Source organism: Flavobacterium geliluteum (genome assembly GCF_017948595.1).
In the GTDB taxonomy this organism is placed as follows: Bacteria; Bacteroidota; Bacteroidia; order Flavobacteriales; family Flavobacteriaceae; genus Flavobacterium; species Flavobacterium flavipigmentatum.
Window position 1 is genome coordinate 1 of sequence record NZ_JAGFBV010000030.1, and the last position, 18,638, is coordinate 18,638.

Below are 18,638 nucleotides of genomic sequence, written 5' to 3' on the forward strand. Positions count from 1 at the left end.
GATATTAAAAAACTATTCCCAAGAACTATACATGCAGTTACTCTGGATGGATTCTTAATAAAGCTAACATTGTTTGTATTCGGTTTACAATTAAATAAAACAATTAACTAGCAACTTGAATTAATTAAGGTGTTAATGTTTTTTTAAATAAACAACCTAATTATTTCCAAAACTTATTAAAGTGCTTTTTCCACAATCTTCTCTTTCAAGCGCTGTTTGTCTCCCCATTCTTTTAAATGATTGATAAAAGGTATCAGTTCCATGCCAATATCAGTTAAAGAATATTCTACTTTTGGCGGGACTTCATGATATACTTTTCTTGATACTAATTCATCCTCTTCGAGTTCTCTTAAAGTCTGGGTCAGCATTTTGGGAGTTACATCCATAAGCGTTTTTCGTAATTCTCCATAACGCAGGATATTTTTGTTGCTCAAATTCCATAAAATTCTTCCTTTGTACTTGCCGCCAATTCTCTTAAAAGCGTAGTCAACTGAGCAAACTACATCTGTACAATCATCTGTATAATTATTTTTTGCCATTTTTTATTTTTTAAATAATTGATAATCAAAAATAGTATGCTTTTGGTATGTAGGATACTAAAAAGTGCATACTTGTGGTAAAGGTACTTATATTATACTTTTGTATTTTAATTTTAAAATAAATTATTATGAAAGCAATTATATTGAATGAAGCAGGATCTGCATCCAACTTTAAATATGTAGATATTCCAAAACCGGAAATTAACGCAGATGAGGTTTTAGTAAAAGTAAGTGCCTTGAGTATCAATCCAGTTGATTACAAAACAAGGTCTTCTGAAGTTGGTATCAAACGTTTTTTTGAAGAGGAACGTCCGGTTATTTTAGGCTGGGATTTGTCGGGAACTATCGTAGAGGTTGGCAAAGAGGTAACTGATTTTAAACTTAACGACGAAGTATTCGGAATGGTAAATTTCCCAGGAAAAGGAAAAGCTTACGCAGAATATGTTGCGGTTCCAGCCTCGCATTTGGCTTTAAAACCTAGTAATATTTCGCATGAAGAAGCGGCAGCGGGAACACTCGCATTGCTTACAGCTTGGCAGGCACTTGTTACCAACGGAAAAATAAAAGAAGGGGATAAAGTTTTAATTCATGGTGCATCGGGTGGGGTGGGGCATTATGCCACACAAATTGCGAAACACTTTAAAGCCCATGTAATCGGAACTTCCTCTGAGAAAAATAAAGAGTTTGTTTTGCAAAATGGAGCTGATCAGCATATTGATTATACTAAAACAGATTTTGAAAAGGAAGTTTCTGATGTGGATTTGGTTTTAAACTTAATTTCAGATCCCATAAACAATCGTTCGGTCGATGTGGTTAAACCAGGTGGGAAAATCATTTATATTTTAGGCGCAATTGCTCCGGAATATGTAGAAAAGGCCAAAAATAAGAATGTGGATTTGTTTGCTATCTTGGTTGAATCTTCTGGTGCGGATATGAAAACTGTTGCTGATTTAATGCAAAAAGGAAGTATCAAATCGCATGTGTCACAAATATTTTCATTTGACGAAATGGATAAAGCACATTTACAATTAGAGACCGGAAGAACAGTTGGTAAAGTTGTAATTAAGCTTTAAATATATATTTAATTTCAATATTCTAATGAGGAAAATTAGCTAGAAGCTTAATTATTTAAAGCAACAAAAAAACACTCGTCTAAATCAGAATCGCTCGTTAGAACTCTTTTTTTAGCTTCAGAATTGGGCAAAAATTCTGCTGAAATTGAAAAATCTACTGAGCTTGGTATTCTTTACATACTCAATCGAATTGAAGATAGGAGTTAAAACTGCCTTGTTCTAAAATTTAGAATCATTCTAACAACTATCGTTTCATAATTAATGATAATTTAAAGTAATTTTATTTAGAATTTAAAAAATAAAATCTTTAGCAATGGACGGTATTACAGATGAAAATGCGCTACAGGATCTTTTTAAAGAAATTGACAAAAAGATTGACAAATTAAATGATGAAAAAATAATAGCTTTTTTTGCATCTCTGGGATTGGAAGAGCGAGAAGATATCACAAAAAATTACCTTAACTGGGAAAATATTCTTATTGTGGTTCCTGATCGGCATATTACAAACAGCATAAAGAAATACAAATATTCTATAGCACGTATTTCATTTCTTACCAATCCAAACGCTCAGCAAATTCATATTTACGATATGAACGAGTGGAAAAATAGTACTCGAAATAAAACACAATTTCAAATACGAGAATTTTTAAAAACAAATTTTGGAGGAGTAAAAAAAATCAATCTCAAATAAAAAATCAATTTACTGATATTGAAGCTTCTAATTTCGTAAAACTCAAAAAAAAGAAGGGTTATATTATTTCTTTTTTCCTGACATTAGATAAAAAATAAGAATAATTAAAAAATTATGCAATAATATAAAAATCTAGGCTTGGTTTTTGTATTTATACGATTATATTAACTAATAAAGTTAAAAATTATGAAACTGATAAAGATTTTTTTGATAGGGATGTTATTCCTTTCTTTTAGCAACGTAGAGGCTCAGGTCTCTGTAAATGTCAATATTGGAACGCCACCAGCATGGGGCCCTGCAGGGTATACAGATGTCCGCTATTATTATTTGCCTGATCTCGAAACCTATTATGACGTTAACACATCTAATTATGTATACAGCCGTAACGGAAAATGGGTAAGAACACGATCACTCCCATCTGCTTATCGAAATTATGATCTTTATAATGGGTATAAAGTAGTTCTGAAAGATTATAGAGGAAATGATCCGTATGATAATTTTAAAATCCACAAAGTAAAATATGCAAAAGGTTATAAAGGGAAACCCCAAAAAACGATTGGACAAAAACCCGGCAAAGGAAATAATAAGGAACATAAAGGTAACGATAATCATGGCAATAAAGGTCATAGTAAAGGAAACGGAAAACATTAAATACAAAAGAGGCTTTAAAAAAGCCTCTTTTTTTATGTCTTATTTTGCTAGCTGGTTCTTTTCCAAATTACTATTACCTGATAATAGTGGGAAAATCAATTTTAAAAACTTAAAAAAATATCAAAACACATTTTTTATTTGTTTTTTCTATTACAAACTCGAAAAACACGTATTTCTACCTGCTAATTTGTTTACAATAAAATCGATTTTTGTATTCAGGCGATTAAACCTAAAAAGAATTTTGAATTATAAAGCAGCAACGTAAAGTCATAAACATAAAAAAATTGTTCCTTAACTAAATCTACAAACAATATAACCATGGAAAAACTTTGGTGTTGGAGATGCAAAACAGAAGTTCCTATGCTAAATGAGGAAGAATTTGCGGTTGCGACAAAGCTCTATCGCACGGGTTTTGCAACAGGAACCTGCAATATGACAAGAGAGGAACGTTTTAAAGATGTATTAGATTACTATTTTGAATTAACCGGTGTCAGACCAACCGAATGCAATAGCATAATGCATCACAGGATCAAACAATACGGCCCGCCATGTGAAAATTGTTCTAAACCTTACAGAACTCCAAAAGCATCTTTTTGTGCCGCATGCGGTCATAAAAGACCCATTAAAATAACGAGCACACTCTATAATACTCCACAAATTAAACAAAAATGGTGGAAGAAATTAAAAATCCTAAATCGAGCAGGATGATATCCCTAAGCACTTTATATTTTAAGTAGCAGTTTATTATTCATACAAATAAATCGCTGTATCTCCATTATTTAAATTTAAGATCGCACCTTGATCACTATTGTATTTCTTCTACTATTTTATGATAAAAAAATAGTTAAAAAACATTTCGATGTAGGGCTTTATAGCAATAAAAAATACTTTTGTGTTAACCAAATCATCGTGATGCTTTTCTTCACGCATAGAAAAATACAATTGTATGGATTCTGATAAATTTATTTTTTGTCTGGAAGGAGTTCCAGACGTAGAAACAAGCACAACTACCCTAGTGATGAAAAACCTGGAAGAAATTGCGTTTGACCAAGGTATTACCAGTATTTATAAAACCTGCGATACTATCGAAGGATTAGAAGAAAGCTTGCAAGCATTACTTTATCACGATCATAATTTTAAGGATTATGAAATCATTTATTTGGTGATGAAAGGACAGGAAAACAACATTTGCCTTCATGATTATTACTACAGCTTAGAAGAAATAGCTGAATTATTTGAAGGAAAAATGCGCGGGAAGATTATTCATTTTGCCAATACCAAGATATTAGATTTAAATCCTGAAGAATCACAATACTTTCTTGATATCACAGGAGCTTATGCTGTTTCCGGTTACGGATCCAGTTATAATAAAATTGCAAGCTGCAGCACTCTTGACAAAACCTTCTTTAACTTGTGTCAGGAATACGATGCTGTAGCAGATATTGTGGAGGCTTTATATGAAAAACATTATGCCCTCTGCAAATTACTGGATTTTAGATTGTATTATTAACCTAAACAACCAAAAAAGGGATACATTGCTGCATCCCTTTTTAAAATTACTAATCTCAAAAAAATATTATTGTCTCCAACGTGGATCTCCAACTTGATTGTCGATTAAAGTTTGATTTTTAACTGTAAAATCACCCGTTGCGGTACTAACAAATTGTGGATCTAAAGCTGTTCCAGCAGTGTCAGGTCTATTATTTGCGAGCGCGTTAGGATTACCATTTAAATTTGGTGAATTGAAATAGTTATTACCTGTAAAAGTTGGGTTTGCAGTTACAGTCTCCCTTGTATATGGTGCAGGTGTGTTTGCAAATAATGTTTTTCTAACAGTTATCACGTTGGTAACAAAACGAGTGTATAAAAGTGAAAAAGCAGCAGTATTTAACATATTTGGATTAGAGATGGTACAAGCATCAATCAATATATTAGCAGTTAACCCTGTTAAACCAGCATCCAAACGAATAAAAGCTCTTGCAGTCGCACAATTATTGAACGTACTATTTTTAAGAGTAAGTTGTCCTACATGAGAACCTCTTACATCTATAAACTCTCCACCACTTGTTAATACATTTGTAATTATACTATTTTCTACGATTATAGAAGGAATTTTAGCAGCATTTAAACTTGCACTAATTAAGGATACGCCGTAATCATGTATATTACAACCACTAAATAAAAGAGCACCATAAGTGACAGTGTTAGTATTGTATTTTACAACTGAGACTTGAGTTGTCCCAACTATTTTATCTCCTTTTAAATCCAAATCAATTAAACTTACGTCACCCGCTCCCGTGGTCATAAGAAAGTTTACATGAAGTTTTGGTTTGTTAAAACTACGTAATCCTCTTAATGTTATTGATTTATTTAAAGTAATTTCTCCAGTTTGATTGGCTTGGGTATAATCACCTGGTTCCAAAACTAGGATAGCTCCTGATGCTGCCTCAGCGATTTTTTGCAATAAATCATCTGTTGATTTTACCAGAATGCCAGTTCCTATATCAATACCAGTTGTAAAATCTTTAGTTCCTCTTTTTTTGGTTCCGTTAAGTAAGTCTGCTGTATACAACGTCTCTGCTGTTAGTCCTGTAACAACCGCAATACCGCTCACTTTTTCTTCGGCAGTAATCGTATGTTTTATTGCACCAGGATTTAAGACAATTTCTGTTACATTACTATTTGGCAACCATCTTAAAGTAGCTTGCTTTGCATCAATATCTCCATCTATAGAAGCGATAAAAAGCTGCTCAGATAGTGTAGTGGCAGTAGTCACAGACCATTTAGAATCTTCCAATCCTGTTGTGATTGCTTTTACTCTTATCGAATAAACGGTTTCTCCTTCTAATTGTACTCTTAGAGGCAATTTGTCACCTGTTACCTCAACTGTTTTAAAAATAGTCTTAAAATCAGGATCGTCGGCACTAAATTGCACAACATAATGATCTGCTGCTTCGTTTACAGTCCAGTTTAACTCAACAAAAGTTTGATTTCTAATTTTTGCATCAAGTCCGATAGGAGAAAACTCTCTTGTATTTCCAATGCCATCATTTAATTCCTCCGTATAACTTTCACAACTGGTGTTAGAGAAAATAAACGTTAGCAATACTGTGGCTATTATTCCTTTTATTACATATTTTGTTTTCATAATCATAATAACTTATAATTTATTATTTCTTTTTAAAATTCTAATAACCGTAATCATTAGTCAATTGACCGTTGCTTCCGTCAATAAATACTTGCCAGATTGGCCAGAATTGTCTGTTATCCGGATTTACACCTGCTTTGTAAAGTGATGCAACCTTAGCAGCATTTAAATTATCCCAAGCAAAAGAAGTATACTCCACACCCGGATTTGTATTTTCTCCTCTATTCAATCCATAAATATCAAGAGTTACATTATCAGCTTTAAACTTGTAATACAAAGTAGTAGGTACATCTTGGTACTCCCCTGTGTGCGCAGCTAAATCTGCCATTTTTTGTTTTGCCTGATCTAATTTTGTTTTTAACAAATTCCAACGAATAAGTGCTTGCTTACGTTCCATTTCACCAGTAAACTCAAATTTATTTTCTTCTACAAGAGCATTAAACATAGACTGTTTATCTGTCAAGGCATCTACGTAAGCATCTACTTTTACTGCCTGATTGGCTGGAGCAAAAGCACGTCTTCTTATTGCTTTTAAATAAGGAGCTGCTGCCACTGGACCTTCTAATTCGTTAGCGGCTTCTGCAGCAATTAAAAGTACTTCTGCATAACGCATGTAAATTTTATTAACACCATCATCATTCGTTGAAGTAACAAAACGGCTCATCCACTCATAGCGATATTTACCAAAATACCAGGTATTTAAAGCGCCTAATTCTTGTTTTGCAATTCCGTTTACTGCGGTACCATATTTATAAGGAACACAAGTAACGTCTCTACGAGTATCTGTTTGATCATAATCGTAAAATACATGCGGAAGTGGTCCGGCAGTACCACCACGGTTTGCACCATTGGCATGAAATTGGTCGTTTGTTGTGTGGCGAACCGCAAAACTAAATAACATTCTACCTCTACCATCAGCAAAAGGAAGTTCCCAAAGAGATTCTCCTCCTGCGGTAGTATTTTCCTGATTGTATTTTCTCCAGAAATTTTCAAATGAAGATTCTAAACTAGCTTTTCCACTGGCAATTACAGATCGGGCTTCGCTTAATGCTAAACCATACATGTTTCCAACTGAAAGTTCAGGGTCTGTGCTTCTTCTTATTCCGTCAGGATATTGTTGAAATCCGCTTGCAGCAAGAGCTAAACGAGCACGAAATCCTTTTACAAAAGCTTTATTAATTCTTTCTACAGAACTTGTAGCTGCAGTTTCGCCAGGCCAAGGAACCAAGGTAGCAGCTTCTCCTAAATCGGCGATAATTTGTTTGTAAACTACATCACGACTTGATTTAGGCAAATAAATAGTAGCTGTAGAAATGGGTTCAAAACGTGCAGGAACATCTCCCCAGGCTTTAATCAAATCAGCATAATAAATTGCTCTTAACGTTAGCGCTTCTCCTAATAAATAACCAAGTTCTGTTCCTGGTCGTGGATCTCCATAGGTACGTAAACCACGAATACAGATATTAGCACGTTCGATTCCGGAATACATCATTGCCCAAGCATTGTTGGTCGTATTCATTTGAGAATTAATGGTTTTTGCATCATAAACACATAAATCGGCAGCATCACCGGCAGTTTGCGAAGTATTATACCATTCTGTATCGGTATTCAATCCGTAAAACGGAAGAAAACGACCTCTGTAAGAGTTGGTTTCTGCAAACGGCACTTTTATTCCATCTATCGCACCTTCGGCTAAATCCGGTGTAGAAAAAATTACTGATTCGTCCAGAGTTGATTTTGCTGGAGCATCCAGATAATCATCTTGACAAGAAGTAAAAAGACTTGCTATAATTAATCCCGCTATTATTATTTTATTTTTCATATTTCGAAAATTATTTTAATTAGAAACTAAGGTTTAAACCAAAAACAAATTGTCTACTACGTGGGTACGCTGAATAATCAACACCTGGTGTAAGTGGAGTATTTCTTCTTGTAGAAACCTCTGGGTCTGGACCTGAATAATTGGTAAGAACAAAAACATTTGTTGCTGTTACATAAGCACGTAATTTTGTAACATGCAAAGCTTTAACCAAAGAACTTGGCGAAGTGTATCCTAATGTAAGCGTATTCAATCTTAAAAAAGAACCATCTTCAACTGCCCAGTCACTAAAAATAAAGCGGCTCATATACGGAGACCACATAGTAGTATTGGCATTAAGTGCTGTTAAAGCAGCAGGATCTGTAACCAATTGTCCTGTTTCTGTATCCAAATTGGTCCATCTTTTACCATCGGCCATTTCTGAACTTAAATTTCTATACTGACCATTTTGATTAGAAGTAGTGAATTCAATTTTATTTGCGTTATAAATATCATTTCCGATACTGTAGTTAAATGCAGCCGAAAGATCGAATCCGTAAGCATTTGCATTAATTGCAAAACCTCCTGTACTTTTTGGATTTGCATTTCCAATGATGGTAAGATCACTGTTATTTACCACACCGTCTCCGTTAATATCTTTCAATTTCATATAACCTGGCTGTACATTCCCTACAACGGTTGAAGCATTTGCAACACCGGCTTTCAAAGTATAAACTCCTGCATTATAATCAAAATCAGACACTTCGTAACGACCATCATTTTTGTAACCGTACATCAAACCAATCGGAGAACCCACTCTTACTGCATAATCATTTCCAATTTGAGTAGATGCCCAGTTGGTGTTTGTTCCAAAATCGCTCATTACTCCAAGAGAGTTGACTCTGTTTTCATTCACACCAATATTAAAAGAAAAACTCACCCCATAATTAGGTCTTTCCAGAGCCACAACATTCAAAGTAGCCTCAAAACCTTTATTTTGAGTTTCTCCCATATTTCTGTATTGATTATCATAACCCGTTCCAGCTACTGGAAAGAGAATTAAAAGGTCTTTGGTTACATTTTTATAAACCTCTAAAGATCCTGTTAAACGGCTTTTAAAAAAGTCAAAATCAAGACCTAAATTTTGCGTTACAGTTGTCTCCCATTTCAAATCTGGATTAGCCAATGTTTTAGAAGCAGCCAAGAAACTATTTACTCCGTTAATCCAAGTAGTTGTTGAAGAATCAAAATTCTGAACTGTTTGTCCTACTGGAATGTTATTGTTTCCAGCCTCACCATAACTCAATCTCAGTTTTAACAAATTAATCCAAGAAGAGTTTTTCAAGAAACTCTCTTCCGAAAGTTTCCATGCTACAGCTGCTGCTGGAAAATATCCCCAACGATTACCACCTAAAAATCTGCTAGATCCATCGGCACGATAAGTCGCTGTTAATAAATAACGATCTTTAAAATCATAATTCATACTACCAAAAAACGAAAGTAATTTATCGTCTGGACTGTAATAATTATCGACAGAATTTGGTTTTCCCTGAGTAGTCAGTTTTTGTGCTGTATCAAAGTCAAAAAGTTTTGGAAAACCATGAATAGTAGTAAATACTTCGTTTGAACGCGAATTAATCATCTCTTGTCCACCAAGAACTTTTAAATGATGATTTTCTCCTATTACTTTTTTGAAATCATAACTAAGTGTATTGGCATTTCTAAATCTGTAATCCTTACGATCCCCAATAGTTAGCGCAGGCATTCCTTGATTTTCTGAAGATGGTATGTTACTCACATAATACGTACTGCGTCCGTAAAAACGATAATCCTGATAATTATAATTATCTGCTCCTAATTCTGTTTTAAATTGAAGATTATCAATTATTTTCCAAGAAAAACTTCCCAACATATTGAAGTTTTTTCTAAGTTGCTGACGATCAGTATCTGTCACAGCCACAAAAGGATTTACAAGATAGCTGGAAAGAGCTTCATCTGTGTTATCTGTTGTTAAACCCGGTAACGGAATTGGAGAATAACCAACACTGTGACGCAAACGGGCATCTGCAGAAGAAACCTCTCTTTGTTCGTTAACTCCACCACCGTTTATTTCGGTATCAGAATAACGTACTGTAAAAGCAAGATCTACTTTGTCTGAAGCTTTACTGTTTAAAGCCAATGATAAGTTGTTTCTGTTAAAATCAGAACCCACCATAATTGCTTTTTCATCATAATGTGCATAATTAAAATTAAAGCTGAATTTATCAGAACCACCACGTATTCCTAAATCACGGCTTTGCACTTCTCCCGTACGGCCATAAATTTGCTTTTGCCAATTATCGCCTTTTACACCATTGTATAAATCTCTATCTTGCCATCTGCCAAAGTATTTTTCATACGAACTTACATCTCCGTTAGTTCCGTCAAGTAAAGCATATTCATATTGCCATTTTACAAAATCTTCAGTTGGAAGCACATCAATTTGATTGGCCAAATTTTTCATACCATAAAACATATTATAGTTGACAGACAATGCTCCATTTTTACCTCTTTTAGTCGTGATAAGAATAACTCCATTTGCACCTCTCGAACCATAGATTGCGGTAGCCGAAGCATCTTTCAAAATGGTTTGAGATTCTACATCTGCCGCTGCAACATCATTCATACTATTCACTGGAAATCCATCTACTAAAATAAGTGGAGCGCTATCCTGAGTTAGTGACGTACCACCACGAATTCTAATTTTTATATCAGAATCTGGAGATCCCTCAGATGAAGTAACTTGCACACCCGCAACGCGGCCTGTAAGCGCCTCAGCCAAATTTGCAACTGGATTTTTTCTTAAATCATTTCCAGAAATTGTAGCAACAGAACCCGTTAAATCAGATTTTTTTACGCTGCTGTATCCTACGACTACAACTTCGTTTAATGCATTAGAATCTTCAAGCAGTACAATATCTGCTTTAGTTTTACCTGCAGCAACAACTTCTTTCGTTTTAAAACCTATGAATGAAAAAGTCACCACTGCTTTTGGACTGGTAAGTTTTAATTTATAGCGTCCATCAAAATCAGTAGAAACACCATTATTTGTTCCTTTTTCTAAAATATTAACACCTGGTAAGCTCATACCTGTGGCATCTTTGACCGTACCTTCTAGGGTTAGATTCTGCGCATTCATTTTATTGCTCGCCAGTAAGCAAAGCAAGAAAACAATTGCAAAACAACAATTTGTTCCTTTATTAAATAAATCTTTACAATTCATGGTTTATTGTTTAAGTTATTAATCTGTTATTGGTTTTTATTTTCCTTATTTTTTGTTATTTCTGTCTAAAAAACAGCTATTACGTTATAGTAACTTTGTTTTTCTAATTCTCTGAAGCACGTAACACCAGTAAATAGTATCATTTTATCTTAGAATCAATTTATGTAATCGATTGCACAAACATAAATATTTTTTTTATACGAAAAGTAAAAATTCACAAAAATTTCATAAAATAATTTAACTATTAGAAATAAATCAGCTTATTTATATGACATGTGTAATTTAAATAGTAAATAAATATTAAATATCTTTTTATTATTTCACCATTTACCACATTTAAAGTGAAAAAACAATCGATTACACAATAAAATATTATCATATTATCAAGTTTTTGTTTTTGCTCTTTATTATTTTAAATAAGAAATCATTTTACAAGGATTGAAGTAAACTTTAATGTTAATATTAAGAGAAGATTTACAATTACAATTCTAACCAGAGAACAACTTAATAGAAAAGGCATTCTACACAATTCATTCTGCATCAAAAAAATGGTTTACGGGTTTACATTCAAGAAAAAGCTATTCTGATTTACATATCGATAAGAATAAAAAAGATAAAACCTGCTGATGTTAAAAACGTAACATTTGAAATCTTAAAAAGATAGCAGCTCTCAAAAAAAATATCTAACTTTGTCATTCAAAACATTTTCATTGCTAAAAAGAATTTACATATTGTTTTTTGTCTTAGCTCTTGGCTTCTCTTTGATGCCCAATATGAGTTTTGCTTGCGAAAAAAATTCTGAAAAAAAATCGTGTGAGCAGAAAATGACTTCAAGCGAAGAAAAAACAGCTGCTTGCAAAAAAGAATGTTGCACACAAAATCATGATTCTGACAAAGATCAGCACGGTTGCAACGGAAAATGTGATCATACAAACTGTACAACAACGGCTACGCTATTTAGTTTGGTCGCAGAAAACAAATTTGAATTCACAAATAATCTCTTTAATTTTTCTTCAGAAAAATCTGTTTCATACCATAAAACCGCTTCTATTTCTGCTGGTTTTCCTTCTATTTGGTTGCTACCAAAAATAAAATAATTGCATTCATAACAGCCATAATTGTGTTTATGAAGCAAAACGCTAGCAAAAAACATTAGGTTTTGGCATCTACTCCTTTTTGAGACAATAACGCTCAATTACAATTTTAAACTAAAATTATTAATTTCGAGAATGATTCAAATTCTCGATCAAAATTTATATAAAATGAAAAATTCAATAACAACTATAGCAATTCTACTTACATTATTTTTATCTGCCAATACTATTCAGGCTGATACTAAGACATCAAAAACCATTATTTTTGAGGTCGCTGACTCGCAACTTCAATCTGTTTACGATGCTTATTTTACTGTAAAAGATGCCTTAATTAAAAGTGATGGTAAGTTAACTTCCGCGAAAGCGAAAGATTTACTGACCGCAATTACAGCCATAAAAATGAACAAACTGAGCAGCGATGAACATACCGTTTGGATGAAAGTGGTTAAAAAATTAACGGCTGATGCCAAAAGTATTTCGACAAGTACTGATCTTAAAAAACAACGTGAAACTTTTAAATCAGTGACTAAAAGCACTTATGATTTAATAAAAGTTTCTAAATCAAATGAAGTAGTTTACAAACAACATTGCCCGATGGCAGATGCAGATTGGTTGAGCAAGGAAAAAGCAGTAAAAAATCCGTATTACGGTTCTTCGATGCTAACTTGTGGAAATGTAGTAGAAACTATTAAATAAACATGACATTCTACATCAAAAATATGGTGTGTAGTCGATGTATAATGGTGGTGAAGTCTGAGTTTGAAAAACTCGGGCTTCAACCCATTTCAGTAACATTAGGCGAGATTCAACTAAAAAACTCTTTAAATGATGATCAAAAAGAAGTTTTAACCAAAAATCTTCAAAACTTGGGTTTCGATTTTATCGATGATAAAAAAAATAAAACCACCGAGAAAATTAAAAATCTTATTGTTGAATTGGTGCATCATAAAAACAACGAACTCAAAATCAACTTATCTGATTATTTAGTCGAACACCTTAATCAGGATTACAGCACATTGAGTAATTTGTTTTCAGAGCTTGAAAATATTACTATCGAAAAGTATTTTATAAGTCAGAAAATAGAAAAGGTAAAAGAATTATTGATTTATAACGAACTCTCGTTAAGCGAAATTGCCGATATCCTAAACTACAGCAATGTAGCACATTTGAGCAATCAGTTTAAAAAAATTACAGGCTTCACGCCTACCCACTTCAAACAACTGAAGAATAAAAACCGCATTCAAATAGAAAATTTATAAAAACAATATCTCAAAAAGTCGCAAAAACGAATCTGCGACTTTTCGAGATTATAAAACAGCGTAGTAGCTTTCTGTAATTATCTATTTTTCATAAATTTTACAAATCATACACAAAATTATACAACCCTAAGTAATCGTTACTTCGGAAATTTGCATTGTAATACTTTAAAAGATAAGACAATGACTCATCACTATACTATTTCAGGAATGTCGTGCGATGGCTGTCGTAACAAAGTCGAAAAAACTTTGAATACCATTGAAGGAATTCAGGCAGAGGTTACCTTAAATCCTCCCTTGGCCACTATCACAATGGAAAAGCATGTTCCAACCGAAAAATTTCAGGAAGCCTTAACCGAAGTAGGAAAGTACACTATTGAAATGACTTCTTCTAAAAATGATCTAGCAACTCCCACAAAATCCTGCTGTTCCACTCACAAGAAAGAAAATCACGCTGAACATCTTCACAAAAAAGAAACAACTGCAATTCACTATCACAATACAACTGGAATTTTTTATTGCCCAATGCATTGCGAAGGTGACAAAACGTATACTAAAGCAGGTGATTGCCCAGTTTGCGGAATGGATTTAGTTCCGCAAGTTACCCAAAAGGCAGCACAATATACCTGCCCGATGCATCCCGAAATTGTTTCGAACGAACCCGGTGATTGCCCAATTTGCGGAATGAACTTGGTTGCGATCCAAACTTCTGAAACAGACGAAAACACAACTTACAAAGATTTAGCAAAGAAAATGAAGGTGGCCACATTATTTACACTGCCCATTTTTATTATTTCGATGTCAGAAATGATTCCGAATAACCCTCTTTACCATTTAATGTCTCTTGAAAAATGGAATTGGGTACAATTCTTATTTTCAATTCCGGTACTTTTTTATGCAGGCTGGATGTTTTTTGTCCGTGCTTACAAATCGATTATTACTTGGAATTTAAATATGTTTACACTAATTGGAATTGGAACCAGCGTAGCTTTTCTATTTAGTATCTTCGGAATGTTTTTACCAGATATTTTTCCTGTTGAATTTAGATCACATCACGGAGCCATTCCTCTTTATTTTGAAGCCGCAACCGTTATTATCACCTTGGTCTTATTAGGACAATTATTAGAAGCCAAAGCACACGGACAAACTAACGGAGCCATAAAAGAATTATTAAAATTAGCCCCAACCCAAGCAACTTTGGTAGTAGAAGGAGCAGATAAAGTAATTTCTATTCACGATATCGTAAAAGGAAATTTACTACGTGTAAAACCAGGAGAAAAAATTCCCGTTGACGGAAAAATCAAGACCGGAGAAAGCAGTATTGATGAAGCCATGATTACGGGAGAACCAATTCCTGTGGATAAAAAATCTGGCGATAAAGTAATTGCAGGAACGATAAACGGAACAAAATCATTTGTAATGATGGCAGAAAAAGTAGGTTCAGAAACCATGCTTTCACAAATTATTCAAATGGTAAATGATGCAAGCCGATCAAGAGCTCCGATTCAGAAATTAGCCGATCGAGTGGCCAAATATTTTGTTCCTACTGTTGTTATAATTTCTATACTAACCTTTTTTGTGTGGGTAAAATTTGGTCCAGAGCCCGCTTATATTTATGGTTTAATTAATGCTATTGCTGTTCTAATTATTGCTTGCCCTTGTGCTTTAGGGCTGGCAACTCCAATGTCGGTAATGGTTGGCGTAGGTAAAGGAGCGCAACACGGAATCCTGATAAAAAATGCCGAAGCTCTAGAAAACATGAACAAAATAGAAGTGTTGATAGTCGATAAAACAGGTACAATTACTGAAGGAAAACCATCTGTAGAAAAAATCTATGCTGTAAATAATGATGTAGATTTCTTATTGCAAAATATCGCCTCACTTAATCAACATAGCGAGCATCCTTTGGCGCAAGCAGTTGTTGAATTTGCTAAAAGAAAAAATCAGACTATTCTTGAAGTTCCCGACTTTGAAGCCGTTGCCGGAAAAGGCGTTATAGGAACCGTCAATAATTTAAAAGTAGCATTAGGGAACAAAAAATTAATGATTCAGGTTGGTGCTTCTATTACTAAAGAAATTGAAAATAAAATTATTGCCGAACAAAATTTAGGCAAAACAGTTTCTTATATCGCGATAGACAACGTTGTTTTGGGTTATGTAAGCATTACGGATGCCATTAAAGAAAATAGTGCAAAAGCAATTAAAGATTTAATTGATCAGGGCGTTGAGGTAATTATGCTTACGGGTGATAACATTCATACCGCAAAAGCAGTAGCAGACGACTTACATCTGAGTTCTTTTAAAGCCGATTGCCTTCCCGAAGACAAATTAAAAGAAATCAAACGTTTACAAGCCGAAGGCAAAATCGTTGCCATGGCAGGTGACGGAATCAATGATGCTCCTGCTTTAGCGCAAGCGAATATTGGAATTGCCATGGGAACCGGAACCGATGTTGCCATAAAAAGCGCTAAAATAACACTCGTAAAAGGAGATTTAAACGGAATTTTAAAAGCAAAAAAACTAAGTCATGCAGTCATGAAAAACATCAAGCAAAATCTATTTTTTGCTTTTATATATAATGTTTTGGGGGTTCCAATTGCAGCAGGAATGCTCTATCCCGTATTTGGAATCTTACTTTCGCCAATGTTGGCGGCATTGGCCATGAGTCTGAGTTCGGTTTCGGTAATTGTAAATGCGTTACGATTGCGAAATCTAAATCTTAAAAAAAAATTATATGAAACTGCATACTATTATTATTTTTATTTTGATAACTGTTAGTGTAAAAGCCCAAAAAGTGGTTCGTTATGATTTGCACGTTCGCGACACTTTAGTACATTTTTCTGGAAAAGAAAAACGAGCTATCAGTGTTAACGGACAAATCCCGATGCCAACATTAACTTTTACCGAAGGCGATATTGCAGAAATTTATGTGCATAACGATCTAAAAAAAGAAAATACGGCCTTGCATTGGCACGGATTATTCCTGCCTAATAAAGAAGATGGAGTTCCGTATCTAACTCAAATGCCAATTAAACCGGGCACTACACACAAATATACTTTCCCCATTATCCAGAACGGGACGTATTGGTACCACAGTCATTCGGGATTACAGGAGCAAATTGGTCTATACGGACTTTTTATCATCAATAAAAAGATCGACGATCCAACTTTTAGAAAAGGAATTGATGATTTACCAACGGTTCCGATAATTTTAAGCGAATGGACAGATCTAAAACCTGAGAATGTCCAGAGAATGCTGCACAATGCCAACGATTGGTTTGCAATAAAAAAAGGCACAACACAAAGTTACGCCGAAGCCATTAAAAAAGATCAGTTTTCGACAAAAATCACCAACGAATGGAAACGCATGAATGCCATGGACGTTAGTGATGTTTATTATGAAAAATTTTTAATTAATGGAAAAAATGAAGATCAGTTGTCGCAATTCAAAGCTGGTGATAAAGTTAGATTACGAATTGCCAACGGAGGGGCTTCAAGTTATTTCTGGCTGACTTACGGAGGCGGAAAAATAACTGTTGTTGCCAGCGACGGCAACGATGTAGAGCCCGTAGAAGTTGACCGACTGATTATCGCCGTTTCTGAAACCTATGATATTGTGGTTACGATTCCTGAGGAAAAAAAATCATTTGCTTTTTTGGCTACAGCCGAAGATCGAACGGGATCGGCGTCATTATTTTTGGGAAGCGGAACCAAACAACCTGTTGCACATCTTCCAAAATTAAAATATTTTGAAGGGATGAAAATGATGAATGACATGATGAAAATGATGAATGACATGATGAAAATGAATGGTGAAATGAACGATATGGGAATGAAAATGTCTCTAAACAAAATGGACATGAATGCTGTAATGTATCCTGAAATTTCCGGAGATAATGAATCAGAAAAAGTTAAAAATCATTCTGGCCACAATATGGAAGACATGAAAATGACAATGGAAGAAAGCGATACAACAGCAGTCGCCGAAATCACAACTCTTAATTACGGAATGCTGAAATCTCCAACCAAAACAACGTTGCCAAAAGAGGCACCAGTAAAAGAATTGCGTTTTGAATTGTCCGGAAACATGAATCGGTACGTTTGGAGTTTAGACAATAAAGTGGTTTCTGAAACCGACAAAATTTTGATTAAAAAAGGTGAAAATGTTCGAATTGTGTTGTACAATAACTCTATGATGCGTCATCCGATGCATTTGCATGGGCACGATTTTAGAATTTTGAATGAACACGGCGATTATTCTCCGCTGAAAAATGTGATCGATATTATGCCAATGGAAACTGATACTATAGAATTTCAGGCAAATGCAGATGGTGACTGGTTTTTTCACTGCCATATTTTATACCACATGATGGCCGGAATGGGGCGTATTTTTAGTTATGAAAATTCAGCTCCAAATCCGCTGATTCATGATCCGAAAATGGCGTATAAAATGCTAAAAATGGATGATCGAATGTTCCATTTTATGGCTGAAAATGATTTTGCTTCCAACGGAAATGATGGGGAAGCAATGTTTAGCAACACCCGCTGGAGCATTGGCACCGAATGGAGATTGGGTTACAATGACAAACACGGTTACGAAACAGAAACACATATTGGCCGATATATTGGCAAAATGCAATGGCTGATGCCTTTTATAGGTTTTGACTGGCGCTATCGTAAAATGGAAATAGGCGAAAACGAGCAAAATATTTTTAATCAATCCAGCACCAAAGACAATCGCTCAGTTTTTAGTGCCGGTATCGAGTATACTCTACCAATGCTTGTAAAAGCTCAGGTTGAAGTTTATACAGATGGAAATTTGAGAGTTCAGTTTGAAAGAAAAGATATTCCGCTTTCGAGACGTTTACGAATGAATGTTATGTGGAATACCGACCGTGAATATATGGCAGGTTTAAAATATATCGTGGCCAGAAACTTCGGAGTCACTACGCATTATGACAGCGATATGGGAGTTGGTTTTGGAGTTAATCTGAATTATTAGCATTGAAATATTAAACTATTCTTATTGGTATTGTCTCCAATAAAAAAAAACTAATCAATTGATGATTAAGGGTTTGTTTTTGTAGCCTCGGAAGGACAAATGTCGAACTTTTTTTTAGAAGATT

14 protein-coding genes and 1 pseudogene are annotated in these 18,638 nt (G+C 34.3%); 11 read left to right on the forward strand and 4 right to left on the reverse strand.

The window, feature by feature from the left end; all coding sequences use genetic code 11:
• Positions 1-111, forward strand: a pseudogene (locus tag J3495_RS19455) (IS982 family transposase); the annotation flags it as partial.
• Between the two features lie 65 nt (positions 112-176).
• Here the strand turns inward: J3495_RS19455 and J3495_RS15940 are convergent.
• Positions 177-539 (reverse strand): winged helix-turn-helix transcriptional regulator, encoded by a 363-nt coding sequence (locus J3495_RS15940; RefSeq protein ID WP_210667536.1) that lies wholly within the window; start codon positions 537-539, stop codon positions 177-179.
• A 128-nt stretch (positions 540-667) separates the two neighbouring features.
• On the opposite strand from J3495_RS15940, the gene J3495_RS15945 reads away from it, so the two are divergent.
• From J3495_RS15945 to J3495_RS15965, 5 genes are all read left to right on the forward strand, one after another.
• Positions 668-1,612, forward strand: a complete 945-nt coding sequence (locus J3495_RS15945; protein WP_210667537.1) for an NADP-dependent oxidoreductase — start codon at positions 668-670, stop codon at positions 1,610-1,612.
• 313 nt (positions 1,613-1,925) lie between these two features.
• Entirely contained in the window at positions 1,926-2,303 is a 378-nt protein-coding gene (locus J3495_RS15950) for a hypothetical protein (protein ID WP_210667538.1), read from the forward strand.
• Positions 2,304-2,489: 186 nt separating this feature from the next.
• Positions 2,490-2,954, forward strand: coding sequence for a hypothetical protein (locus J3495_RS15955; protein ID WP_210667539.1), 465 nt, complete (start codon positions 2,490-2,492; stop codon positions 2,952-2,954).
• 318 nt (positions 2,955-3,272) lie between these two features.
• Entirely contained in the window at positions 3,273-3,662 is a 390-nt protein-coding gene (locus tag J3495_RS15960; RefSeq protein ID WP_210667540.1) for a hypothetical protein, read from the forward strand.
• A gap of 238 nt (positions 3,663-3,900) precedes the next feature.
• A complete protein-coding gene (locus tag J3495_RS15965) occupies positions 3,901-4,464 on the forward strand; it encodes a DUF6642 family protein (protein WP_210667541.1) in 564 nt (187 codons plus the stop codon).
• A gap of 66 nt (positions 4,465-4,530) precedes the next feature.
• Here the strand turns inward: J3495_RS15965 and J3495_RS15970 are convergent, their stop codons facing one another.
• From J3495_RS15970 to J3495_RS15980, 3 genes are read right to left on the reverse strand one after another with little or no spacing between them, the layout of a single operon-like run.
• Positions 4,531-6,102: a DUF4957 domain-containing protein gene (locus J3495_RS15970; protein ID WP_210667542.1), complete on the reverse strand. Its 1,572-nt coding sequence runs from the start codon at positions 6,100-6,102 to the stop codon at positions 4,531-4,533.
• A gap of 40 nt (positions 6,103-6,142) precedes the next feature.
• Positions 6,143-7,924, reverse strand: a complete 1,782-nt coding sequence (locus J3495_RS15975; protein WP_210667543.1) for a RagB/SusD family nutrient uptake outer membrane protein — start codon at positions 7,922-7,924, stop codon at positions 6,143-6,145.
• Positions 7,925-7,943: 19 nt separating this feature from the next.
• Positions 7,944-11,162: a SusC/RagA family TonB-linked outer membrane protein gene (locus J3495_RS15980; protein ID WP_210667544.1), complete on the reverse strand. Its 3,219-nt coding sequence runs from the start codon at positions 11,160-11,162 to the stop codon at positions 7,944-7,946.
• 710 nt (positions 11,163-11,872) lie between these two features.
• Between J3495_RS15980 and J3495_RS15985 the strand changes: the two genes are divergently transcribed.
• The 5 genes from J3495_RS15985 (at position 11,873) to J3495_RS16005 (ending at position 18,514) form a co-directional block, all read left to right on the forward strand.
• Positions 11,873-12,259: a hypothetical protein gene (locus J3495_RS15985; protein ID WP_210667545.1), complete on the forward strand. Its 387-nt coding sequence runs from the start codon at positions 11,873-11,875 to the stop codon at positions 12,257-12,259.
• Positions 12,260-12,424: 165 nt separating this feature from the next.
• Positions 12,425-12,952 carry a DUF3347 domain-containing protein gene (locus tag J3495_RS15990; protein ID WP_210667546.1) on the forward strand — a complete coding sequence of 176 codons (528 nt, stop codon included), beginning with the start codon at positions 12,425-12,427 and terminating at the stop codon, positions 12,950-12,952.
• Between the two features lie 2 nt (positions 12,953-12,954).
• Positions 12,955-13,515: a helix-turn-helix domain-containing protein gene (locus tag J3495_RS15995; protein WP_210667547.1), complete on the forward strand. Its 561-nt coding sequence runs from the start codon at positions 12,955-12,957 to the stop codon at positions 13,513-13,515.
• Positions 13,516-13,695: 180 nt separating this feature from the next.
• Positions 13,696-16,290, forward strand: coding sequence for a heavy metal translocating P-type ATPase (locus tag J3495_RS16000; RefSeq protein ID WP_210667548.1), 2,595 nt, complete (start codon positions 13,696-13,698; stop codon positions 16,288-16,290).
• Positions 16,247-18,514, forward strand: coding sequence for a multicopper oxidase family protein (locus tag J3495_RS16005; RefSeq protein WP_210667549.1), 2,268 nt, complete (start codon positions 16,247-16,249; stop codon positions 18,512-18,514). Before J3495_RS16000 ends, J3495_RS16005 begins: the two co-directional genes overlap by 44 nt.
• Positions 18,515-18,638 lie beyond the last annotated feature (124 nt).